We start from the raw sequence: 20,947 nt of genomic DNA, 5'->3' as shown, positions 1-20,947 counted from the left end.
CAGCAAACCCCACCAACGGTCACCACACCATCACAGTGAGCGCTCAAGCTCAGAACAGGATCGTTGAGAAAGTCTCGACAGTGCGGAAACCGACCCGCTCGTACGCCGCGCGCGCGGGCGTGTTGAAGGCGTTGACGTAAAGCGTCACCACCGGCGTGAGCTGCCGGGCCAGCTCGACCACCGCCGCCATCCCCGGCGCGGCCAGCCCTTCGCCCCGCCGGTCCGGGTCCACCCAGACGCCCTGGATCTGACAGACGCCCGACCCGACCGAACCGATCTCGGCCTTGAACACGACCTTGCCGTCCTCGATCCGCGCGAACGCCCGGCCGGACCGGATCAGCTCGGCGACCCTGGATCGGTAGAACGTGCCGTCCGGTCCGGTCTGCGGCGGTACGCCGACCTCCTCGGTGTACATCGCCACACAGGCCGGGTAGAGGATCGGCAGCTCGACCGGCTCCACCGCCCGGACCAGCGGGTCGGGTGCGATCGCCGGGTCGGTGTCGATCACCATGAACGGCTGGTTGTCGCGGATCTCGCGGGCGGGCCCCCACTGCGGTTCGAGCGCTTCCCACAGCAGGTCGACCGCGCGGGCCGGTCCGAGGATCTGGAAGCAGTTCCGCCCGCGCCGCAACGCATAGGCGGCGAACGATCGGAGCGCGGCCTCGTCGGCACCGACCGGGACCATGTTGCCGCCGGCATGGCAGAGCGCCTCGAGCACGCCCTTCTCGACGTACCCCCAGACCTCCGCGCCACGGCGTGGATCGAGCCCGGACGTCTGCACGAGGCTGTCCACGAAGACGTTCACGACCGGATCGCGGGCGATGACGGCCCTCGCTGCTGAGAGGTCGCGAGGACCCAGTACCCGTACGCCCACGGGGCAGAACCTAGCCGATTCCGGCCGCTCAGGCGCGCAATGGGTCGTGCGCCGCCGCAATTCGCCGTAGTGGCGAGGTCCAGGCGACCAGTACGGCGACGAAGCCGCTCGCACCCATCACCAGCATTCCGGACCGGATCCCGATCGCGCTGCCGACCACGCCACCGACGACCGACCCGCCGGTCCAGCCCACTCCCCAGGACAACATCCGGCCCGCCGTGTTCACCCGGCCGAGCAGATGTTCCGGTGTCACCTGCTGCCGGTACGAGACCGAGTTCACGATCACCAGCACGTACGCCGAACCCCACACCAGCAGGGCGATCGCGGCCAGCTGCCAGGTCGGCATCAACGGACTGACGATGCCCAACGTGGCCGACACCGGGATGGCGTACAGGGTTACCCCGGCCGGCGCCATCCGCTTCAGCAGCCGGGGCAATCCGAGGGCCGCGATCAGGCCCCCGATCCCCCAGGTCCCGTAGACCAGCCCGAACCGGATCCCCGACGTACCGACGTGCAGCACGCGGTCACACCACACGACCATCAGCGCCATGAACCCGCCGCCGGCGAACGACTGCAAGCTGCCGACGATCGTCATCGTCCGCACTCCGGGGTGCCCGACCAGGAACCGCACCCCCTCGGCGATGTCGGCGAACACCACCTTCGGCCGCAACGGCCGCTGATCGGCCCGCGGCTCCGACAATGCCCGCACGATGCCCCGTACTGCGATCGCCGACGCCACGAAGCTGAGCGCGTCGACGACGAGCAGGTTGGCCGGATTCAGCACGGCGAGGGACAACCCAGCCAACGGTGGCACGAACAGCTCGATCAAACTCGAAACCGTCCACACCGCCGCATTCGCCTGCGCGACCCGGGCCCGGCCGACCAGAACCGGGAGGGCGCCGAAGTTCGCGCCGTCGAAGAACGTGAAGACCATCTGCACCACGAACCCGACCACCAGCACCTGCGCCACGGTGAGGATCCCGGCGAGATAGGCAAGCGGGACCGACCCGATCACCACGGCGTTGATGAGGTCCGCGGTCACCATCACCCGGCGACGGTTCCACCGATCCGCGAGAGCGCCGGCGAACAACCCGACCAGCAGGTACGGCGCGGCCTCCAACGCGGTGACCAGTGCCGTCAGGAACGGCGAGCCGCTCAACCGGTAGACCAGCACCGGCAGCGCGACCGCGGTCACCATCGACCCGGTGAGCGACGAGGCCCGCGCGACCCAGTACCGGCGGAAGTCCGGATCGTCGCGCAACCGGATCAGTGTCATGTCGGTGATCATCAGCCCTCAAGTCTGCTCGAAGTCAACTACGAACCACGGTGGTCTGACCGTCCGGGTCTGCGATCGTGAGGCTGTCTTCGCTTCGCCGCCCCTGGTAGCCGCCTACCTCGAGACGGATCGCGACGGCGCCGAGGTCCTCGGTCGTGACCAACTCGAGCCGTTCGGCGAAGGGGTCGGCGAAGGGGAATGTCGTTCATCCTCGGGCCTCCCCATGCTTGTCCAGGTAGTCGGTGAGTGCCTGCTCGACCAGGGCCGACAGGCTGCCGCCTTCGTCGATCGCCTTGTGCTTGACCCGCCGGATCAGCTCGGGCGGCAGGTAGACGTTGAACTGGGCCTTCTTGGCACCCTCTCCGCTCATGCCTAGAATACTAGCATTCTAGCTAGCTACCAAATGAGAGGCCCCTGGCGCTTCTCAGCACCAGGGGCCGACTGCTTCAGACGGTTGTCAGCAGGGCCTCGTCCAGGTCTTTCAGGAGTTTGGCCTTCGGGCGGGCGCCGACGATGGACCAGATCAGCTCGCCGTGATGGAACAGCATCAGCGTCGGCAGGGCCATCACCCGGTACTTCGAGGAGATGGCCGGGTTCTCGTCGGAGTTCAGCTTCACGACGGTGAGCTGGTCCCTGCGCTCGTCCGCGATCTGGGCCAGGATCGGCAGGATCTGGTGGCACGGTGGGCACCATTGGGCCCAGAAGTCCACCAGCACAGGCTTGTCGGCCCGCAGTACCAGCTCGTCGAAATTCGTCTCGTCGGCTATTCGCAGATCGGTCATCGTGTTCTTGTCCTCCAGCTCTCGGCGTCGGAGAGGAGGTCGGTCAGCCGGGCCCGCAGGTCGCTCAGTTCGGCGATCCGCCGGTCCACCTCGGCGATCCGGGTCCGGTACGCCGTCAGCGAGGCCGGGCAGACGTCTGCCCGGTCGTTGCCGGCCCGCAGGCACTCGATGAACGGATACGTCTGCTCCGCGGTCAGCCCGAGTGACAGCAGCGCCTTCACCTCACGGACCACGGCGACGTCCTCGTCGCGATAGGTCCGGTACCCGTTCGGCTCGCGTCCGGGTTTGAGCAGCCCCTGCGATTCGTAGTACCGAACCGCCTTGACTGTCACGCCGGCCCTCGGCCGCCAGGTCGCTGATATGCATCCCGCCTCCTCGACACCGACGCTAAACCCTGCCCTTGGGGTCAAGGTCAAGCCAGAATAGCCGCATGCATCTCGGCAAGTTCGTTCATGACTCCGGCCTCGACCTGACCGCGCCCACGCTCGAGCGCGTCGCCGTCCGCGGCGTACTGTTCCGCGGCGACGAATTGCTGCTGCTCGAGTCGCGGCACGGCGACTACAAGTTCCCGGGCGGCGGGGTGGAGGCGGGCGAGACGATGAGTTCGGCACTGCAACGCGAGTTCGGTGAGGAGTGCGGACTGCATGAGGTCGAGGTGGGATTGGCGCTCGGGCTGACCGTCGAGTACCTGCGCGCGATCGAGCCGGAGTACGAGGTCTTCAAGATGACGTCGCACTACTTCTACTGCTCAGGTGGAGTACCTGGTGGTTCGCAGGAACTGGAGGCCTACGAGAGTGAGTTGGAGCTGACGCCGAAGTGGATCACCATCGCAGACGCGCTCGCCGCGAACCGGGCGGTCGCCGAGAGCGGCGTCGGCGTCCAGCGCTGGCTCGCTCGCGAAACGCAGGTGCTGGCGCACCTCGCTAGCTAACTTCGCTGCGAACCCACTCGCCGAGGACCTTCGCGCTGGCATCGACAAGCGCCGGCCAGTCCATCGCGGCCTCGTCGGCGGTATCGGACACATGCTTCACGAGCCGCACCGGTACGCCGAACTCCCGGCAGGCGAACGCGACACCGTAGCCCTCCATGTCGACCAGATGCGCCCGCTCAGCCAACCGGTCCCGTACCGCGGGATCGCTGACAAACACGTCGCCCGAGGCCAACACCGTCCCGTCCCCACCATCAATCGTCAACGACGCCTGCGGATCCAGCCCGATCGCCCGCACCGCATCGGCGTTGATGTCGTGATTGATCACCTCACTCGGCAGATACAACCCGGACAACCCGTCCCGCAGCGCCCCCGTCGTACCGATGTTCAGCACGACAAGATCGCTCGTATCCCGCCCGGCCAACGCCTTCGCGGTAGCCACCGCAGCCGCGGTCTTCCCCACCCCGGTCAACACAACCGGAATCCCCTCCGGCACATACTTCGCCTCGCCCGCGATTGCGCTGACCACCAGATATTCAGTCACGCCGCGAAGGCTATCCGTCCCCCCACGGTCACCCCCTACTGAGCCCCCGACAACCTCCGCCCACCCACACCGAGCCTCCCCGGCAACACCCACCGACCGCGCCAACGCGGTGGTTCGCTCCTCATGTCGGGGTTACCCCATTGCTGTACCAAGAAGGCAACCCCCACAGCAGTGGGTGAACCCTCAAACCAGTGGGCTAAGCACACCCCGCCCACCGGCCCGACTCCACCTACCGGCTCGACCTGCCGTGCAGAACGCACTTACCGGGTCGACTCGCGGCTTTTGCTCCACCTACCGGCTCGACTGGCCGTACTTCGGCAACAAAATCGGCGAGTCGAGCCGGGCAGTCGACGGACCAGACAGATGACTGCCGCACCGCTGGACGGATGACTGCCGCACCATTGATGGCGGCGAGGCGGCCCCATCCGGAGTAGACGGGGCGCCTGACGGTGTACGCCGTCAACTGACGGTGTACGCCGTCAACTGACGGTGACGGTGGGTTCGCCGGACTCGGCGGACTCGCCCATTTCTTCGGCGATGCGGAGGGCCTCTTCGATCAGGGTTTCGACGATCTTGGACTCCGGGACGGTCTTGATGACCTCGCCCTTGACGAAGATCTGGCCCTTGCCGTTGCCGGAGGCAACACCGAGGTCGGCTTCGCGGGCTTCGCCCGGGCCGTTCACGACGCAGCCCATCACGGCGACGCGGAGCGGGACCTCCATCCCCTCCAGGCCGGCCGTGACCTGCTCGGCGAGGGTGTAGACGTCAACCTGGGCGCGCCCGCAGGACGGGCAGGAGACGATCTCGAGCTTGCGCTCCCGCAGGTTCAGCGACTGCAGGATCTGCAGGCCGACCTTGACCTCTTCGACCGGCGGCGCGGACAGCGAGACCCGGATGGTGTCGCCGATCCCCTGTGACAGCAGCGCACCGAACGCGACCGCCGACTTGATCGTGCCCTGGAACGCCGGACCCGCCTCGGTGACGCCGAGGTGCAACGGCCAGTCGCCGGCCTCGGAGAGCTGCTCGTACGCCTTGACCATCACGACCGGGTCGTTGTGCTTGACCGAGATCTTGAAGTCGTGGAAGTCGTGCTCCTCGAACAGCGACGCCTCCCAGACGGCCGACTCGACCAGCGCCTCGGGCGTCGCCTTGCCGTACTTCTGCAGCAGTCGCGGGTCCAGCGAACCGGCGTTGACGCCGATCCGGATCGAGGTGCCGTGGTCCTTCGCGGCGGCCGCGATCTCCTTGATCTGGTCGTCGAACTTGCGGATGTTGCCCGGGTTCACCCGTACTGCGGCGCAACCGGCCTCGATCGCCGCGAACACGTACTTCGGCTGGAAGTGGATGTCCGCGATCACCGGGATCTGCGAGTGCCTGGCGATCTCCGGCAGCGCGTCGGCGTCATCCTGCGACGGGCAGGCCACCCGGACGATGTCGCAGCCGGCCGCGGTCAGCTCCGCGATCTGCTGCAGCGTGGTGTTGACGTCCGACGTGAGCGTCGTCGTCATCGACTGCACCGACACCGGCGCGTCACCACCGACCAGCACCTTGCCGACCTTGATCTGGCGAGTCTTGCGGCGCGGGGCGAGGGTCGGCGGAGGCAGCGCGGGCATGCCCAGGGAGATACTCATTTTTCCTTTAACCGTTGAGGAATTAGCCGTTGAACAGCTTGATCGGGTTGACGATGTCGGCGATGACGAGCAGGACGCCCATCACCACGATGAAGCTGGCCGCGACATAAGCGATCGGCAGCAGCTTGGCGACATCGACATAACCGGGGTCGGGACGACCGAACAGCTTGGCGAACCCGCGCCGGATGCCTTCCCAGATGGCGCCGATCATGTGGCCGCCGTCCAGGGGCAGCAGCGGGATGAAGTTGAACAGCGCGAGGAAGAGGTTCAGCGAACCGAGCAGCATCACCAGCGTCGAGGCCTTCTGGCCGACGGTCAGGTCGCTCGAGGCGACCTCACCGGCCACCCTGCTGGCACCCACCACACTCATCGGGCTGTCCTTGTCCCGCTGGCCGCCGACGATCGACTTGGCCACGCCGACCAGCTTCTCGGGGAATCGACCGAGGGCCTGGACGGTGCCGACCGTCATCTGACCCATCTGGTGGACGACGAAACCGAAGTCCTGCCGCTCGATCTTGCTCTCGGGTGACACGCCGAGGAAGCCGACCGAGACCAGCTTCTCCGAGCCGGCCTTCTCCACCACCTGGTTCACGATCGTGCTGGTCCGCAGCGTGACCGGCTGACCGTCGCGGACCACGGCGATGGTGGCCGGCTTGTCCGTGTTGGCCCGGATCAGCGGGGTGAGGTCGTCCCAGCTGTTGATGGCCGTGCCGTTGAACGCCACGATCTTGTCGCCCACCTTGAACCCGGCCTGCTTGGCCGGCGACTCCTTGTCACCCGGCTCACACTTGCGGGCGGCCGACGCCTCGGAGGCCGGGATCACGCAGTCCGTGACAGTGGAGACGGTGGTCTGCGCGACCGGGAAGCCGTACATCATGTAGAGGCCGCCGAACAGGACGAACGCGATCACCACGTTCACCAGCGGGCCGGACGCCATCACGATCAGCTTCTTCCACCACACCTTCTGGTAGAACAGCCGGCCGTCGTCGGTCGGCTCGATCGTCTCGTACTCCGCGCTGCGCGCGTTCTCCACCAGCGACTGGATCGGGCCGGTGTTGGCCTTGCGGACCTTGGTCGCATCCTGCCCCTTGGCCGGCGGCATCATCCCGATGATCCGGACGAACCCCCCGGCGGGGATCGCCTTGAACCCGTACTCCGTCTCGCCGCGCTTGACCGACCAGACCGTCTTGCCGAAGCCGACGAAAAACTGGGTCACCTTCATGCCGAACGCCTTCGCGGGCAGCATGTGGCCCATCTCGTGCAGTGCGACCGACACCAGGATGCCGACGACGAACAGCACGATCCCGAGGAGTGTGAGGAGTGCGCTCATGCCTGTGTGGTCTCCTGGCGCTGGTCGGTCGCGGCGGTCAGTTCACGGGCCCTGGTCCGGGCCCAAGCGTCCGCCGCGAGCACGTCGTCGACGGACAGTCCCTCGTACGAGGGTACGTCGTGCTCGGTCACGATCCGGGCCACGGTGTCGACGATGCCCAGGAACGGCAGCCGCCCTTCCCGGAAGGCCTGCACACAGACCTCGTTGGCGGCATTCAGTACTGCGGGCGCCGTACCGCCGCGCTCCCCCGCCTCGCGGGCGAGCTGGACCGCCGGGAACGCCTCGTCGTCGAGCGGCTCGAACTCCCAGCTGGACGCGGTGGTCCAGTCGCAGGACGGCGCCGCGTCCGGAATGCGGTCGGGCCACGCGAGCGCCAGCGCGATCGGCAACCGCATATCGGGTGGCGAGGCCTGCACCACGGTCGAGCCGTCGATGAACTCCACCATCGAGTGCACGATCGACTGCGGGTGCACCACCACGTCGATCCGTTCCATCGGCAGCCCGTAGAGCAAATGGGCCTCGATCACCTCGAGCCCCTTGTTGATCAGGTTGGCCGAGTTGATCGTGATCACCGGGCCCATGTCCCAGGTCGGGTGGTTCATCGCCTGCTCGGGCGTGACGTCCGTCATCTCGGCCCGCGACCGGCCGCGGAAGGGCCCACCGCTCGCGGTCACCAGCAACCGGCGTACCTCGTCAGCTGTGCCGCTGCGCAGACACTGGGCGATCGCGCTGTGCTCGGAGTCGACCGGCACGATCTGGCCCGGCTTGACCCGCTTGACGACCAGCGGGCCGCCGATGACCAGAGACTCCTTGTTGGCGAGCGCGAGCGTCGTACCGGCGTCCAGCGCGGCGAGCGTCGGCCGCAGCCCGACCGAGCCGGTGATGCCGTTGAGAACCACGTCACACGCCATCCCGGCGAGTTCGGTGGAGGCATCCGGCCCGGTGACGATCTTGGGGATCCGGAAGTCGCCCTGCGCGTAGCCGCGACGCTGCGCCTCGGCATAGAAGGCCAGTTGCAGGTCCTGTGCGACAGTCGCCTTCGCGACGCCGACCACCTCGACCTCGAACTCCAGCGCCTGCTGGGCGAGCAGCCCGACGTTGTCGCCACCGGCCGAGAGCGCGAGCACCCGGAACCGGTCGCGGTTGCGGCCGATCAGCTCGAGCGCCTGGGTCCCGATCGAGCCGGTCGAGCCGAGGATGACGACGGTACGCGGATTCACGTCGGTCATTGTCCCAGGTCGGGGGTGGCCGAGGCGATTCGCCGTACGGCGCGGCCCGGTCTCGGCGCTACCTTTGCTCCTATGAGTCTGGAACAGCCGCCGCCCGAGCGCCGGGCCTCTGACAACGACCGCGAACAGGCCGCCTCGATGGTGCAGGAAGCCCACGGCGACGGCCGGCTCGACTTCGAGGAACTGGACGAACGGCTGACCCAGATCTACTCGGCCAAGACCCAACTGGAGCTGCGGACGGCGACCGCGGATCTGGTCCCGGTCGCGCACGGCAGCAGCGCCGCCGAGATGGTCATCCGCGCGAAGCACAGCGCCCAGAAGCGCGAGGGCTCGTGGCAGGTGCCGGAGCGAGTGGTCGCCGTCGCGGAACACTCGTCGGTCCGGCTCGACTTCACCGACGCGGTGGTCCGCTGGCGGGAGATCCAGGTCGACGCGCGGATCAAGCACAGCTCGGTCGTGATGATCGTGCCGCCGGGCTGGAGCATCAACATCGACGAGGTCGACATGGTGCACGGCACGGCGTCGAACAAAGCCGGCACGCCGGCGCCCGGTGGTGTGCGGCTCCGCGTGACCGGTGAGGCCCGCCACGGCAGCATCGTCGTACGGCATGCCCGCAAACGCCGCTGGTGGTGGCCTTGGTATCGCAAGTAACGGTGTTGTGGATATCTCAAAGCACGGGCGGGTGGGTTGCGGCTAGCGTGACGTCATGACCGTTTCGCTGGATCTCATCGACGTCGACTCGCTGCTGACCTCCGAAGAGCTCGACATCAGGGCGACTGCTCGCAGGTTCGCGGACGAACGGTTGCGGCCGCAATTGCCGGAGTGGTTCGAGTCGGCGACCATCCCGGCGCGCGACCTGGCCAAGGAGCTGGGGGCGCTCGGGCTGCTGGGGATGCACCTGACCGGGTACGGCTGTGCGGGGCTCGGGCCGGTGGCGTACGGGCTGGCTTGTCTGGAGATCGAGGCGGCCGACTCGGGGATGCGGTCGCTGGTGTCCGTGCAGGGATCGCTGGCGATGTACGCGATCTGGAAGTACGGCAGCGAGGAGCAGAAGACCGAATGGCTGCCGCGGATGGCCGCCGGCGAGGCGATCGGGTGCTTCGGCCTGACCGAGCCGGACTTCGGGTCGAACCCGGCGGGGATGCGGACGAACGCCCGGCGCGACGGCGACGACTGGGTGCTGAACGGCTCGAAAATGTGGATCACCAACGGGTCGGTGGCCGATGTCGCGGTCGTCTGGGCACGCGCCGAGGACGGGGTGCGCGGCTTCGTCGTACCGACTGAGACGCCTGGGTTCTCGGCGCCGGAGATCACCCGGAAGATGTCGCTGCGGGCGTCGGTGACGTCCGAGCTGATTCTTGAGGATGTCCGACTGCCCGCGTCGGCGATGTTGCCCGAGGCCCGTGGTCTGTCGGGACCGTTGGGGTGCTTGAACGAGGCGCGGTTCGGGATCATCTTCGGCGCGATGGGCGCGGCCCGGGACTGCCTGGAGACGGCACTGGACTACGCGGCCGAGCGGCAGGTGTTCGACAAGCCGCTGTCGGCGTACCAGCTGACCCAGGCGAAGTTCGCCGACATGAGCGTCGAGCTGAACAAGGGCATCCTGCTCGCGGTGCATCTCGGCCGGCTGAAGGAGAAGGGCGTGCTGCGGCCCGAGCAGGTCAGCGTCGGCAAGCTGAACAACGTGCGGGAGGCGATCGCGATCGCGCGCGAATGCCGCACGATTCTGGCCGCCAACGGCATCAGCGGCGAGTACCCGATCATGCGGCACGCGAACAACCTCGAATCCGTCCTCACCTACGAAGGCACTTCCGAGGTCCACCAACTCGTCATCGGCCAGGCGCTCACCGGCCAGGCCGCCTTCCGCTGACGCATGCTCGTCGAACCGGCTGTCGACCGTCGCGCTTTGGTCGATGCCGTTGAGCAGTACTACGGCCTCGCGGTCGAATCGATGGAGTTCGTGCCGGTCGGGTGTGCCTGGACGACTTCACCGCCCGCGTCGTCCTGCTCTCCTCGGAGGACGAACTGACTGCCGGCGAGATCGCCGACGCCCAGAAGGGCCTGGACCTCTGGGGCGCCGACCAGTGGCGCCACCTCGACCGTCGCCTCGTGGCGGTGCGGCGAGCTGGGCATGACGATGGGCGGCTGCAAGGAGCCATCCGACCGGGCTACTTCGGTTGCCAAGCTTCAGGCGTACTACACCGAATTCGTCCGCTGCCTCGATCGGGCCTGGGCGCCCGTCGTACGCAAGGCCGGCTTCACGTTCTGGGCGCCGCGGGTGGAGATCATCACTCACGGACACACCCGGACGCAGTGCGCCGTGACCGACTCCGCGGCGTACTGCAACGGCGTCATCTCGATGACGGCCGACTTCGATCTGACGAACCAGCGCCGCTATGACCGGCTGTGGACGCGGACCACGATGGCTTTCCTGGTCGCGCACGAGTACGGCCACCACATCCAGCGGCTGACCGGGATCATGGACGCATCGAACGCCAGGTCGGGCTACGCGAACGGCGTCAACACCCAACTGACCGAGAGCCGGCGGCTGGAACTGCAGGCATCGTGTCTGAGCGGGGTCTACCTCGGCGCCGACCGCCGGTATTTCCCGGCCAGTGGTTCCTGGCTGAAGAAGTGGCACTGGACGGTCGCCAACCGCGGCGACGAGTGGAACCCGGAACGCTCCCACGGCAAGAAGACCAACCACAGCCGCTGGTCCCGGCAAGGATTCGCCTCCGGAAACCCAGGATCCTGCAACACCTTCACCGCAGCACCCGCGACCATCGCCTGAGAATGCGCTTGCGGATGGCAATCGTTTGATTGGGTACTGAGAGTGAACGAGCATCAACAACTGGTCACGGTTGTGTGGCACCGCCCTGGCGGGGAAAGGGGCAAAGATGAGAATCAACGTCGGCATCCTGCTGATGACAGCGGGCGCCATCCTCGCCTTCGCGGTCCATCACGGCTCAGGACCGGTGAATCTCACAGTGGTCGGTGTCGTCATCATGCTGGGCGCGGCGGCGGGGCTATGGCTGTCGTACCGGGTGCTCAGACAACAGGAGCGGGACGACATCACGCTGATCAAGCCGGGGATCGAGGAGCAGTACGACACCGCTCCGCACGAGTACGCGATCCAGGAACAGATCGACGTCACCCCGGTCGCCTACCAGGACGGGCACTCCCCCACCCAGAACTGAGCGGCTTCAGGAGGTGGCCGCGCTGCTTTAAGCCTGGCTAAGGATTTCGGCGCAGAGTGAGGTACGGCAACGAGGCCGGAGGGGGTGGCGGGGATGACTGATCACAATCGAGAACTGCTGGAGCGGTTGTGGCCGGCGGACGGGCAACTGGCGTTGTCCGCCGAGGCCGAGCACGAACTGCGGACCGAGGACTATGTGATGGAGATGCCGCAGTCCGGCGAGCGCATCACAGGGCGGGACAAGATGCGGGAGATGCAACGGGAGTACCCGGCCCCACCGTCGATCGAGATCCAGCGAATCGCCGGCGCGGGCGACCACTTCGTCGTACTGGCTCGGTCGGACTACGGCGGCGAGGTGTTCTACGTCGCGAACATCGTCGAGTTCTCCGACGGCCGGGTGGCGCGCGAGACGCGCATCTACGGCTCGCCGTTCGAGGCGCCCGACTGGCGAGCCAAGTACGCCGACCCGAGCTGACCGAGCGCCCGGAAATGCCGGTACGGCGTACCGAAGTACGCAGTACCGGCTGCTCCTGCTACTTCGCGACCTCGGTGGCCCGGGACTCGCGGACAACGGTGACGCGGATCTGGCCGGGGTAGGTGAGTTCTTCCTCGACCTGCTTGGCGATGTCGCGCGCCATCACCTGCGCGGCGATGTCGTCGACCGCGTCCGGCAGCACCATCACCCGGATCTCCCGGCCGGCCTGCATCGCGAACACCTTCTCGACACCGTCGTGGTGCATCGCGATCTCCTCCAGCCGCTCCAGCCGCTGGACGTACGCCTCGAGCGACTCGCGCCGCGCACCCGGCCTGCCACCGCTGACCGCATCGGCGGCCTGGGTCAGCACGGCTTCGACAGTCCGTACCTCGACCTCGTTGTGGTGCGCCTCGATGCAGTGCACGACGTCATCGTCCTCGCCGTACTTGCGAGCCAGCTCCGCACCGACGATCGCGTGACTGCCCTCGGACTCATGCGTGAGCGCCTTGCCGATGTCGTGCAGGAACGCACCACGCTTGCACCGCTTCGCATCCAGCCCGAGCTCTGCCGCCATCATCCCGGCGATGTGCGCCGACTCGATCAGGTGCTTGAGCACGTTCTGCCCGTACGACGTGCGGTAGCGCAGCAGCCCCATCGTGCGAATCAGCTCCGGGTGCAGATCGGTGATCCCCACGTCCGCCATCGCGTCCTCGGCGGCGCGCTGGCACAACTCGGCCACCTCGCCCTTGCTGCGCTCGTAGATCTCCTCGATCCGGCTCGGGTGGATCCGGCCGTCGAGTACCAGCGAGTCCAGGGTCAGCCGCGCTGTCTCCCGGCGTACCGGGTCGAAGCAGGACAGCAGTACGGCCTCGGGGGTGTCGTCGATGATCAGGTTGACGCCGGTGGTCTGCTCGAACGACCGGATGTTGCGGCCCTCGCGGCCGATGATCCGGCCCTTCATGTCGTCGCTGGGCAGGTGCACCACCGAGACGACGGACTCGCTCGTCTGCTCGGACGCCAGCCGCTGGACCGCGCCGGTGATGATCTTGCGCGCCTTGACCTCGCCCTCGTCCTGCGCCTGCCGTTCGATGTCGCGGACGATCGAGTGCGCGTGCCGCTTCGCCTCGGTCTCGATCGCGGCGACCAGCTCGGTCTTCGCCTGCTCGGCGGTCAGGTTCGCGACGCCCTCGAGGATCCGGCGGCGTTCGTCCTGGAGATCCCGGATCTCGGCCTTGCTCTGATCCAGCTCGGCGAGCTGGACGGTCAGCTCGGTCTGCCGCTCCTCGATCCCACGGTGCTGCTCGTCGAGACGTTCCTCCCGCTCGGTCAACCGGTGCTCGCGCCGCTCCATCTCGAGCCGCTGCTCGCGCAGGTCGTCCCGGATCGACTGGGCCTCGAGCTCTGCCTCCCGGCGTACATCGGAGGCTCGTTGCTCGGCTTCCCGCCGTACTTCGGACGCCCGGTCCTCCGCGCCACGGCGGATCTCCTCGGCACGCTGCTCGGCGGACTCGGCCCGGACCCGCAGTACGGCGGCTTCCTCCTCGGCCTGCCTGCGGACCAGCTCGGCCGACGCCTTGGCGCTCGCCGTGACGGCGGCGGCCTCCAGCTTCGCCGTCGCCTCGGCCGCGTTGACGGCGGCCGACGCGTCGGCCTCCTTGCGGCGCGACAGCGTGAAGCCGATCCACGCGAGGAGACCCACGATCAGTAGGCCGATCAGGACGAGCCCGACAGATGCCGCCACCGGCATAGCCGCGAGTGACATCGGCGTCTCCCCTCTTCGAGTCCGCCCAGCGGGCGCGACTTTGGCTGCTGCGAAGGGATGGTCCACTCAGCGGTCGGACGACGGTACGGCGAAACGCACCAGCCTGGTCAGGCGGTGCCTGGTCCGTCATATTCCAGCCGCGATCGGGGTCGCGGTGGACCGTCTTCAGCTCGGTCGAGCGTTGGTATCGCATCATCGTTCCGGCAGGTCAGCCGGTGATGAACCGGCCCGCCGGTGCTATGTCCGCCACCGTCAGGTGGAGTGATCCCTTACTAATCCCGAGGCTAGGCGCGGCTATCCACAGGGTCAAGACAAACACCCACGGCCGGCATCACGGTCTGAACCAGTAGTCCGATCAGTGAATCCCCCATCACTCTCCGACCATCACTCGTGGAGGGCGTCAGGAACAGCTCGGCCCCGCGGGTCCGTGAATTCGGGACTGGCCGCGGGGCCTGGGCTGGTTCTCTCGGGCTGTTCTGCCTTACTCGGTCAGTCGCGTGGGCCTGGGAGGCCGCCTTCGGAGGTGTCGGTGTCGTTGCCCGATACGCCGGTGGCGGTGGCGCCGGTTTCGGCACCTGCGGCATTCGAACCCGCCGAACTGTCCGGCTGCTCGGCTACATCAGGCACCTCTCCACCGACCACGCCGCCATCGGCCGCCAGGGTCTCCTCGGACTGACTCTCCGCGTCGGGCGCACCGTCATCCGGCCCGCTCTCAGCCGCGGCATCGTCGTCTGCGGTCGCCGAGTCCGGCGATTCCGGAGCGCTGGTGTCAGCCGGTTCCGGGGCAGTGTCGTCGGCCGGTTCCGGGGTGCTGGTGTCCACGGGTTCCGGGGTCGTGCTGTCGGGCGGTTCCGGGGTGCTGGTGTCCGTGGGTTCCGGGGTCGTGCTGTCGGAGGTACCGGGTGCTCCGGAGCCGTTGGCGGACTGCGAATCGACGTACTGACCGCCCTTCTCCTGCAGGGAGTCGATCTTGTCGGCATACTTCCCGCCGGTCTGCTTGTCGATCAGGTCGCCGGCCTTCTCGACGCCCGCCTTGATCTTGTCCGGGTCTTGCTTGACGACGTTCCGGAGCCAGTTCTTCGCCTGTTCCTGGAAATCGTTCATTTGCACCCTCCGAGAGGTGTCAGGGGCGGATCGGACGAAAATCTCAGCCTACGGACCACCCAAAACCCGATCCGTACTTCGGATCAGACACCGTCAGCCCTCACCCGTCAACGTCCCTCGCCGCACGCCCCCGTCTCCTTACCCTCACCCGCCACAACCACCCCACCCGCCTCCGAGCGGTCGCGGACGCCTCAACACAATCTCCGAGCGCCCTCAGCGGGTCCCTATCGCGTCAAGAACGGCCGCCTCCACCGGGTACGCCGTACTCCGATCCACCAGCGGCAACGGCTCCAGCAGGGCAACACCCGGCTGGGCAAAAACGTCATCCCGCCTGAACCCCTGCCCCTCCAACTCCCCCCAAACCACATCCACACACGCCCCCATCACCGACCGCCCCACAGCACCCCGAACCACCACAAACCCATCCCGCCCGAACCCCACAACCTCTTCCTCCGTCAACATCCCCCCACCCTCAGCCACCCACCTCCCCAGCAACCGACTTTCCAACCCTCCACCGCCAGCAGCACACCCCGCAGTTGATCGTTCGAGGGCGCACAGACGGGGAGGTCGACGTCCGGGCCTCCCGCGCCTGATCACTCGAGGCGCCCCGGACTGGGAGGTCGCCTACGGACTAGGGTCGTGGGTGATTGCGTCTGCGGCCGCCTACTTCGGCGATCGAGGGCAGCCGAGCGTTGGTGGGCTCGGGGCTACTCGGCTTCCAGACCCGAATCGTCGAGGAGAGGGAGTTCCTCGTCGGAGGCGGCCAGTTCTTGTTTGACGACGGTCATGGCCAGTCCGCCCGGGTACCCCTTGCGTGCGAGCATGCCGAGCAGGCGACGCATGGCTACCTGGCGCTCAAGAGAACGCATCGACCGAAGCTTCTTGCGAACCAAGGCGCGGGCGGTGGCTTCTTCCTGGTCCGGTTCGATTTCTTCCAGGGCATCACGGGCCAATTCGTCATCGACCCCACGACGACGGAGTTCCTGAGCAAGAGCGCGCTTACCTAAACCACGGCCACGATGACGCGACTCCACCCACGCGTTCGCAAACGCGGCGTCGTCAATCAACCCGACCTCGGTGAAGCGATCCAACACCTCATCCGCCACCTCGTCAGGAATCTCCCGCTCGGCCAGCAGATCAGCCAACTCGGCGCGCGTACGCGGCTGCCCACTCAGCTTGTCCAGCAAGATCGTCCGCGCCACCTGATGCGGATTCGCCATCTCGTCCATCTCACGATCAACCGGCCCAGACCGCCCCGCCCCAAACCGCCGAGTCCGCCGCATCCCCGGCCGCCGACTAGACCTCCCCGAAGAAGCCTCACCACCCCCTACCCCCGCCCCATCATCCGACGCCCCACCACCACCCCACGCCGAAGCCCCACGCGACGCATCTCCACTACCGATCGACCCACCTTCCCCCACACTCGAACCACCTCCGCCCGCGCTCGAGTCACCGCCACCCCGGATCGAATCAGCAGCGGCAGAAGAAGTAGAAGCCCGGCCAGCCGAACCCGACGCCGAACCGGCATCCAAGGCCCAGTCGGCGTCGCCAGAAGTCGAAGCACCACCAGCAGCGGAGGCATCCTCCCCCCACACCGAGCCAGCAGCAGCCGACGTCGAACCGCCGCCGCTCGAAGCCCCCGCATCCGGGGCTGCAACATCCTCGCCCAAGACCGAACCAGCAGCACCCGACGCCGACCCCCGGCCGCTCGAAGCACCCGCAGCCAAAGCCGCGTCGTCCTCACCCCACACAGCATCAGCAGCAGCCGGAGCCCGCCCGCTCGAAGCACCCGCGTCCGGTGCCGCGTCGTCCTCGCCCCAGACCGAACCAGCAACAGCCGAGGGCCCGGCTCATGGGAGTACCCGCAACCTGGGCCGGGGTGTCCTCGCCCCAGATTGAATCGGCAGCAAGTGAGCTCGAGACGTGGCGGGTGGAAGCATCCGAAGCCGCGGGTGAGTCGTTCGAGGGCTGGTCACCATTGCCGGAAGGTGAATCACCATTGGCGGCTGACGCATCGTCGGCCCAGATCGAAGCGGCGGCAGCCGAGGTCGAAGCCTGACCGGTCATAGCACCCGCAGCCGGAGACGCGTCGCCGTCGTCACCCCAGACCGAACCAGCAACAGCCGAGGCCTGGCCGGTGGAGGCGCCTGCAGCCGGGGCTGGGGTGTCGTCGCCCCAGATCGAATCTGCGGCAGCTGAGGTCGAGGGGCGCGCGGTTGAAGCGGTGGCAGGTGGGGTTGAAGGGTCATCGCCCCAGATTGAGGCGGCGGTGGCTGAGGACGATGTGGCGGTGCGCTGGGGGCGGGTGTCGGGGTCTGAGGATGAGGCGTCAGTACCTGAGGTTGAGGCATCAGCGCGAGGGACCGAGGTGCCAGAGCGTGGGGCCGCGGCGCCGGTGCGGCGAGCTGCAGCACGGGTGCCCGCGGTTCGGTCCGGGCCGTCGGGGTCTTCCGTGGGGACGTCGAACCAGTCCGGCCCGCCGGCGCGCTCCGCGAGGCCGGTCGACCAAGGGTCGAACTCAGCTGGTTCGGCGGAGCCGAGGCGGCTGGATCTGCTCGCGCGGCCGCTGGTCTCGCCAGTGCGGTTACTGGATCCGCCCCGGCGCGCAGGCGACCCTCCAGTTCGGCCAGCAGAACCTGCTGAACGACCGGTGGAGCCTGCCGTGCGGCCGGCACTTCCATCAGCGCGTCCGTCCGACCCGGTAGACCGTCCGCCGGACCCTACAGAGCGGTCGCTGGGGCCTGCGGAGCGGTCGCTCGACTTGGCGGGGCGACCGGTGGGGTCGCCGTCTCGGAACCATGGGAGGGGTTGGACGGGTGGGCGTTCTGCGTCTGGGTCGGGCCCCGCCGGTTTCGGCGGGGTGATTCCCGAGAGTCCCCGGCGGACTCCGTCGGGCAGCTCCGGTAGGGATTTCTTGGAGCTGCCTCGACGGTCGGCGCCGGGAGCTGGGGTGTGGTCAGAAGTCGACATCGACCTCGGCCGGCGCGGCGGCGTCGGCCGGCTTGTCCACCACTGGGCCGATGCCCATCTTCTCCTTGATCTTCTTCTCCAGCTCGTTGGCCAGATCGGGGTTGTCGCGCAGGAAGTTCCGCGCGTTCTCCCGGCCCTGGCCGAGCTGGTCGCTCTCGTAGGTGAACCAGGCGCCGGCCTTGCGGACGAAGCCCTGCTCCACGCCGAGGTCGAGCAGGCTGCCCTCGCGGCTGATGCCCTGGCCGTAGATGATGTCGAACTCGGCCTGCTTGAACGGCGGGGCCACCTTGTTCTTCACGACCTTGACCCTGGTCCGGTTGCCGACGAAGTCGGTGCCGTCCTTGAGCGACTCGATCCGGCGCACGTCCAGCCGGACCGACGCGTAGAACTTCAGCGCCTTTCCACCGGTCGTGGTCTCCGGCGAACCGAACATGACGCCGATCTTCTCGCGCAGCTGGTTGATGAAGATCACGGTCGTGTTGGTGCCGCTGACCGCACCGGTCATCTTGCGCAGCGCCTGGCTCATCAGCCGGGCCTGCAGACCGACGTGGCTGTCACCCATCTCGCCCTCGATCTCGGCCCGGGGCACCAGCGCGGCGACCGAGTCGATCACGACGATGTCGACCGCGCCGGAGCGGATCAGCATGTCGGCGATCTCCAGCGCCTGCTCACCGGAGTCCGGCTGCGAGACCAGCAGCGCGTCGGTGTCGACGCCGAGCTTCTGGGCGTAGTCCGGGTCGAGGGCGTGCTCCGCGTCGATGAACGCCGCGATGCCGCCGGCCCGCTGGGCGTTGGCGACCGCGTGCAGCGCCACCGTCGTCTTACCCGAGGACTCCGGGCCGTAGATCTCCACCACCCGGCCGCGGGGCAGACCACCGATACCGAGCGCGATGTCGAGCGCGATCGACCCGGTCGGGATGACCTCGATCGGCGCCCGGCCCTGCTCGCCCAGCCGCATCACCGAGCCCTTGCCGCACTGCCGCTCGATCTGCGTCAGCGCGGTCGCCAGAGCCTTTTCGCGATCCCCGGCCTTGCGCTGCTCCGCCGCCGCACTCGCTGCTGCACCAGCCATCAGACTGCCACCTAACCCATCTAGTAATCGGGGCCGCTGTCCCAGCTGCCCGGAGGAATTCTTTGTCGCCAGAGACGGTATGGGTTACGTCGGACAGTTTCGGTGCCACCTGAAATCTGTGGACAACTTCGGCCGATCCGACGAACTCGTACGAGACAAACTAACCCGAACACGTGTTCGAACCGCAACTGACACGCCGAAGTTAACCCAACATCCGCTCTGGCCCGCAGAGTCTCTACCCTGGCAACCGTGACAGAGCGCCCGGACGTCCCTGATTCCGCCGTGGTCCTGGCCCTCAGCCGGGTCGAGTTCGGCATCGACTCGGTGCTGGACGCGCTGCGCACCCAGGACCCGTTCGGCATCCGCAGCGCCCTGACCGAGTACTCCGCCCAGGAGCAACCGAACCTGGCCGAGAAGGGCCTGATCCTGGCGATCGACCGGTTGCTCACGATGAAGGTGCCCGGGCACGCCGAGTGGCCGACACTGCCACTCGCGAAGCGCTGCGACTGGTGGGTCGAGCGGCTCGGCGGGTTCGCCGCGGTCGCCGCCGGACTCCCCCGGCTCAGTGGCGCCGCTGCCGACGCCCTGCCGATCAAAGACACCCTGGGCGCCGCAGTACAGGCGATGGTGATCGGTGCGGTCTGTCGCGAGTACGGCGTGGAAGCGCATGCCGATCGCACTGCGGTGATCGCCAGGGTGCTGACCTCTCGCCCGATCACGCCGGACGCAGTGCTCGAGTACGACGACCCCACTGCGGCCGGTCAGGATGTGGCCAAGCAACTGGGCTTCGGTGACGAGTCCGACGAAGCCGGGCTGCGCAAGGGCGTTCGACTGGTCTGGCGGATCAGCAAGCTGCTCGGCGGCCTCGGTGACGTGTTCGAGGACCGCCCGCGCGGCAGTATCGGCGCCAGGATGCTCGGCAAGGTCCCAGCCATCGGTGTGGTCGGCGGCTTCTTCGACGAGCGCAAGGGCATCCGCAGAGCCGCCTACGCCGCGGCAGACCTGCTCACCACCGGCAGTTTCCGGGTCAAACCGGTCTGACCGGGCACAAACCCTTGTCCGCGGCCTGCCTCGCGCTGGAATGATCTGCCCATGACCGCGATCGTGATCGTCCAGCCGGACGGGTCCTGGCCGGCACAGTACGACAAGACGGCCGAGACCATCCACCAGATCCTCGGCGGTACTGCGGTCCGCATCGACCACATCGGCTCGACTTCGGTGCCGCGGCTCCCGGCCAAGGACATCCTCGACATCCAGGCGACCGTGGCCACCGAACCAGAGCTGGACGAGGCCGCGCAATTGCTGGCAGCGGCGAACTGGGAAGTACGGCCGCCGCGCCGGGACCATCCTGTGCCAGGCCTACCGCAGGACGAGTCCCAGTGGGTCAAGCGGATCGTGGTCGAGCCCATGTACCGGCGCAGGGTGAACCTGCACATCCGGGTGGAAGGCCGTGCCAACCAGAGGTACGCGCTGCTGTTCCGGGACTATCTACGTGCCCACCCGGACACAGCCACAGCGTACGGCGAGTTCAAGCGGCGCGCAGCGATGCTGCCCTTCGACTCTGTCGGCGGCTATGCCGACCTGAAGGACCCAGTGTGCGACCTCGTTTATCTACCTGCCGAGGAGTGGGCCGCACGGACCGGCTGGACTGCCTGATCAGGTTGCATATCCGACAGTGAGCGCAGCACTACGTAGTGCTCGTTGACGCGGCTCCCAGCAGCCACCAGTCTGGACCAGGGGCTTGCCGGCGTGACCCGGCGTACGACGGGCAGGC

At 67.6% G+C, this 20,947-nt stretch carries 23 protein-coding genes; 8 read left to right on the top strand and 15 right to left on the bottom strand.

Translation table 11 applies throughout. From position 1 onward, the window contains the following. Positions 1-49 precede the first annotated feature (49 nt). The 5 genes from F1D05_RS35680 to F1D05_RS35660 form a co-directional block, all read right to left on the bottom strand. Positions 50-874 carry a GNAT family N-acetyltransferase gene (locus F1D05_RS35680; RefSeq protein WP_185444664.1) on the bottom strand — a complete coding sequence of 275 codons (825 nt, stop codon included), beginning with the start codon at positions 872-874 and terminating at the stop codon, positions 50-52. 28 nt (positions 875-902) lie between these two features. Further along, on the bottom strand, positions 903-2,150 hold the full coding sequence (locus F1D05_RS35675) for an MFS transporter (RefSeq protein WP_185444663.1): 1,248 nt from the start codon (positions 2,148-2,150) through the stop codon (positions 903-905). A 205-nt stretch (positions 2,151-2,355) separates the two neighbouring features. Continuing rightward, positions 2,356-2,520 (bottom strand): CopG family transcriptional regulator, encoded by a 165-nt coding sequence (locus F1D05_RS35670; RefSeq protein WP_185444662.1) that lies wholly within the window; start codon positions 2,518-2,520, stop codon positions 2,356-2,358. Positions 2,521-2,596: 76 nt separating this feature from the next. After that, positions 2,597-2,932 (bottom strand): thioredoxin, encoded by a 336-nt coding sequence (trxA, locus tag F1D05_RS35665; protein ID WP_185444661.1) that lies wholly within the window; start codon positions 2,930-2,932, stop codon positions 2,597-2,599. Further along, on the bottom strand, positions 2,929-3,264 hold the full coding sequence (locus F1D05_RS35660; RefSeq protein WP_246486241.1) for a MerR family transcriptional regulator: 336 nt from the start codon (positions 3,262-3,264) through the stop codon (positions 2,929-2,931). Before F1D05_RS35660 ends, trxA begins: the two co-directional genes overlap by 4 nt. Before the next feature lie 98 nt (positions 3,265-3,362). On the opposite strand from F1D05_RS35660, the gene F1D05_RS35655 reads away from it, so the two are divergent. Continuing rightward, the gene (locus F1D05_RS35655) at positions 3,363-3,863 is read left to right on the top strand and encodes an NUDIX domain-containing protein (RefSeq protein ID WP_185444660.1); all 501 of its coding nucleotides are present in this window, start codon (positions 3,363-3,365) and stop codon (positions 3,861-3,863) included. Here the strand turns inward: F1D05_RS35655 and F1D05_RS35650 are convergent. From F1D05_RS35650 to dxr, 4 genes are all read right to left on the bottom strand, one after another. Further along, complete coding sequence (locus tag F1D05_RS35650; protein ID WP_185444659.1) at positions 3,856-4,404, bottom strand: nucleosidase; 549 nt, start codon at positions 4,402-4,404, stop codon at positions 3,856-3,858. The genes F1D05_RS35655 and F1D05_RS35650 overlap by 8 nt on opposite strands. Before the next feature lie 479 nt (positions 4,405-4,883). Continuing rightward, on the bottom strand, positions 4,884-6,035 hold the full coding sequence (gene ispG, locus F1D05_RS35645) for a flavodoxin-dependent (E)-4-hydroxy-3-methylbut-2-enyl-diphosphate synthase (protein ID WP_185444658.1): 1,152 nt from the start codon (positions 6,033-6,035) through the stop codon (positions 4,884-4,886). 22 nt (positions 6,036-6,057) lie between these two features. Next, positions 6,058-7,365 carry a M50 family metallopeptidase gene (locus F1D05_RS35640; RefSeq protein WP_185444657.1) on the bottom strand — a complete coding sequence of 436 codons (1,308 nt, stop codon included), beginning with the start codon at positions 7,363-7,365 and terminating at the stop codon, positions 6,058-6,060. After that, on the bottom strand, positions 7,362-8,594 hold the full coding sequence (dxr, locus tag F1D05_RS35635; RefSeq protein ID WP_185444656.1) for a 1-deoxy-D-xylulose-5-phosphate reductoisomerase: 1,233 nt from the start codon (positions 8,592-8,594) through the stop codon (positions 7,362-7,364). Before dxr ends, F1D05_RS35640 begins: the two co-directional genes overlap by 4 nt. A 72-nt stretch (positions 8,595-8,666) precedes the next feature. Here dxr and F1D05_RS35630 point away from each other — a divergent pair, with 72 nt between their 5' ends. Together F1D05_RS35630 and F1D05_RS35625 are read left to right on the top strand one after the other, a co-directional pair. After that, positions 8,667-9,245 carry a DUF1707 SHOCT-like domain-containing protein gene (locus F1D05_RS35630; RefSeq protein ID WP_185444655.1) on the top strand — a complete coding sequence of 193 codons (579 nt, stop codon included), beginning with the start codon at positions 8,667-8,669 and terminating at the stop codon, positions 9,243-9,245. Between the two features lie 55 nt (positions 9,246-9,300). Further along, the gene (locus F1D05_RS35625) at positions 9,301-10,464 is read left to right on the top strand and encodes an acyl-CoA dehydrogenase family protein (protein ID WP_185444654.1); all 1,164 of its coding nucleotides are present in this window, start codon (positions 9,301-9,303) and stop codon (positions 10,462-10,464) included. 59 nt (positions 10,465-10,523) lie between these two features. Here the strand turns inward: F1D05_RS35625 and F1D05_RS35620 are convergent, their stop codons facing one another. Continuing rightward, positions 10,524-10,727, bottom strand: a complete 204-nt coding sequence (locus F1D05_RS35620; protein WP_185444653.1) for a hypothetical protein — start codon at positions 10,725-10,727, stop codon at positions 10,524-10,526. Between F1D05_RS35620 and F1D05_RS35615 the strand changes: the two genes are divergently transcribed. From F1D05_RS35615 to F1D05_RS35605, 3 genes are all read left to right on the top strand, one after another. Continuing rightward, positions 10,726-11,385: a neutral zinc metallopeptidase gene (locus F1D05_RS35615; RefSeq protein WP_185444652.1), complete on the top strand. Its 660-nt coding sequence runs from the start codon at positions 10,726-10,728 to the stop codon at positions 11,383-11,385. The genes F1D05_RS35620 and F1D05_RS35615 overlap by 2 nt on opposite strands. Before the next feature lie 106 nt (positions 11,386-11,491). Then, the gene (locus F1D05_RS35610; protein WP_185444651.1) at positions 11,492-11,791 is read left to right on the top strand and encodes a hypothetical protein; all 300 of its coding nucleotides are present in this window, start codon (positions 11,492-11,494) and stop codon (positions 11,789-11,791) included. 93 nt (positions 11,792-11,884) lie between these two features. Then, positions 11,885-12,265 carry a nuclear transport factor 2 family protein gene (locus tag F1D05_RS35605; RefSeq protein ID WP_185444650.1) on the top strand — a complete coding sequence of 127 codons (381 nt, stop codon included), beginning with the start codon at positions 11,885-11,887 and terminating at the stop codon, positions 12,263-12,265. A gap of 58 nt (positions 12,266-12,323) precedes the next feature. Here the strand turns inward: F1D05_RS35605 and rny are convergent, their stop codons facing one another. The 5 genes from rny to recA form a co-directional block, all read right to left on the bottom strand. Next, positions 12,324-14,027, bottom strand: a complete 1,704-nt coding sequence (gene rny, locus F1D05_RS35600; RefSeq protein ID WP_185444649.1) for a ribonuclease Y — start codon at positions 14,025-14,027, stop codon at positions 12,324-12,326. 489 nt (positions 14,028-14,516) lie between these two features. Further along, entirely contained in the window at positions 14,517-15,131 is a 615-nt protein-coding gene (locus tag F1D05_RS35595; protein ID WP_185444648.1) for an antitoxin, read from the bottom strand. 213 nt (positions 15,132-15,344) lie between these two features. Then, on the bottom strand, positions 15,345-15,593 hold the full coding sequence (locus F1D05_RS35590) for a hypothetical protein (RefSeq protein WP_185444647.1): 249 nt from the start codon (positions 15,591-15,593) through the stop codon (positions 15,345-15,347). Between the two features lie 245 nt (positions 15,594-15,838). Further along, a complete protein-coding gene (locus F1D05_RS35585; RefSeq protein WP_246486240.1) occupies positions 15,839-16,360 on the bottom strand; it encodes a regulatory protein RecX in 522 nt (173 codons plus the stop codon). Positions 16,361-18,087: 1,727 nt separating this feature from the next. After that, positions 18,088-19,173, bottom strand: a complete 1,086-nt coding sequence (gene recA / locus F1D05_RS35580; protein ID WP_185444646.1) for a recombinase RecA — start codon at positions 19,171-19,173, stop codon at positions 18,088-18,090. A 249-nt stretch (positions 19,174-19,422) separates the two neighbouring features. On the opposite strand from recA, the gene F1D05_RS35575 reads away from it, so the two are divergent. Together F1D05_RS35575 and F1D05_RS35570 are read left to right on the top strand one after the other, a co-directional pair. Continuing rightward, the gene (locus tag F1D05_RS35575) at positions 19,423-20,214 is read left to right on the top strand and encodes a hypothetical protein (RefSeq protein ID WP_185444645.1); all 792 of its coding nucleotides are present in this window, start codon (positions 19,423-19,425) and stop codon (positions 20,212-20,214) included. 51 nt (positions 20,215-20,265) lie between these two features. Next, positions 20,266-20,829: a GrpB family protein gene (locus F1D05_RS35570; RefSeq protein ID WP_185444644.1), complete on the top strand. Its 564-nt coding sequence runs from the start codon at positions 20,266-20,268 to the stop codon at positions 20,827-20,829. The last annotated feature ends 118 nt before the right edge of the window (positions 20,830-20,947 follow it).

The sequence above is a fragment of the Kribbella qitaiheensis genome (genome assembly GCF_014217565.1).
Taxonomy (GTDB): domain Bacteria; phylum Actinomycetota; class Actinomycetes; order Propionibacteriales; family Kribbellaceae; genus Kribbella; species Kribbella qitaiheensis_A.
This window is presented reverse-complemented; position numbering and strand designations above follow the sequence as displayed.

Bases quoted from the DNA above. Each gene is read 5' to 3' on its own strand.
- F1D05_RS35675 (WP_185444663.1), bottom strand. From the start codon at position 2,150: ATGACACTGATCCGGTTGCGCGACGATCCGGACTTCCGCCGGTACTGG.
- F1D05_RS35670 (WP_185444662.1), bottom strand. From the start codon at position 2,520: ATGAGCGGAGAGGGTGCCAAGAAGGCCCAGTTCAACGTCTACCTGCCG.
- trxA (WP_185444661.1), bottom strand. From the start codon at position 2,932: ATGACCGATCTGCGAATAGCCGACGAGACGAATTTCGACGAGCTGGTA.
- F1D05_RS35655 (WP_185444660.1), top strand. From the start codon at position 3,363: ATGCATCTCGGCAAGTTCGTTCATGACTCCGGCCTCGACCTGACCGCG.
- ispG (WP_185444658.1), bottom strand. From the start codon at position 6,035: ATGAGTATCTCCCTGGGCATGCCCGCGCTGCCTCCGCCGACCCTCGCC.
- F1D05_RS35640 (WP_185444657.1), bottom strand. From the start codon at position 7,365: ATGAGCGCACTCCTCACACTCCTCGGGATCGTGCTGTTCGTCGTCGGC.
- dxr (WP_185444656.1), bottom strand. From the start codon at position 8,594: ATGACCGACGTGAATCCGCGTACCGTCGTCATCCTCGGCTCGACCGGC.
- F1D05_RS35630 (WP_185444655.1), top strand. From the start codon at position 8,667: ATGAGTCTGGAACAGCCGCCGCCCGAGCGCCGGGCCTCTGACAACGAC.
- F1D05_RS35625 (WP_185444654.1), top strand. From the start codon at position 9,301: ATGACCGTTTCGCTGGATCTCATCGACGTCGACTCGCTGCTGACCTCC.
- F1D05_RS35615 (WP_185444652.1), top strand. From the start codon at position 10,726: ATGACGATGGGCGGCTGCAAGGAGCCATCCGACCGGGCTACTTCGGTT.
- F1D05_RS35620 (WP_185444653.1), bottom strand. From the start codon at position 10,727: ATGCCCAGCTCGCCGCACCGCCACGAGGCGACGGTCGAGGTGGCGCCA.
- F1D05_RS35610 (WP_185444651.1), top strand. From the start codon at position 11,492: ATGAGAATCAACGTCGGCATCCTGCTGATGACAGCGGGCGCCATCCTC.
- F1D05_RS35605 (WP_185444650.1), top strand. From the start codon at position 11,885: ATGACTGATCACAATCGAGAACTGCTGGAGCGGTTGTGGCCGGCGGAC.
- rny (WP_185444649.1), bottom strand. From the start codon at position 14,027: ATGTCACTCGCGGCTATGCCGGTGGCGGCATCTGTCGGGCTCGTCCTG.
- F1D05_RS35595 (WP_185444648.1), bottom strand. From the start codon at position 15,131: ATGAACGATTTCCAGGAACAGGCGAAGAACTGGCTCCGGAACGTCGTC.
- F1D05_RS35590 (WP_185444647.1), bottom strand. From the start codon at position 15,593: ATGTTGACGGAGGAAGAGGTTGTGGGGTTCGGGCGGGATGGGTTTGTG.
- F1D05_RS35585 (WP_246486240.1), bottom strand. From the start codon at position 16,360: ATGGACGAGATGGCGAATCCGCATCAGGTGGCGCGGACGATCTTGCTG.
- recA (WP_185444646.1), bottom strand. From the start codon at position 19,173: ATGGCTGGTGCAGCAGCGAGTGCGGCGGCGGAGCAGCGCAAGGCCGGG.
- F1D05_RS35570 (WP_185444644.1), top strand. From the start codon at position 20,266: ATGACCGCGATCGTGATCGTCCAGCCGGACGGGTCCTGGCCGGCACAG.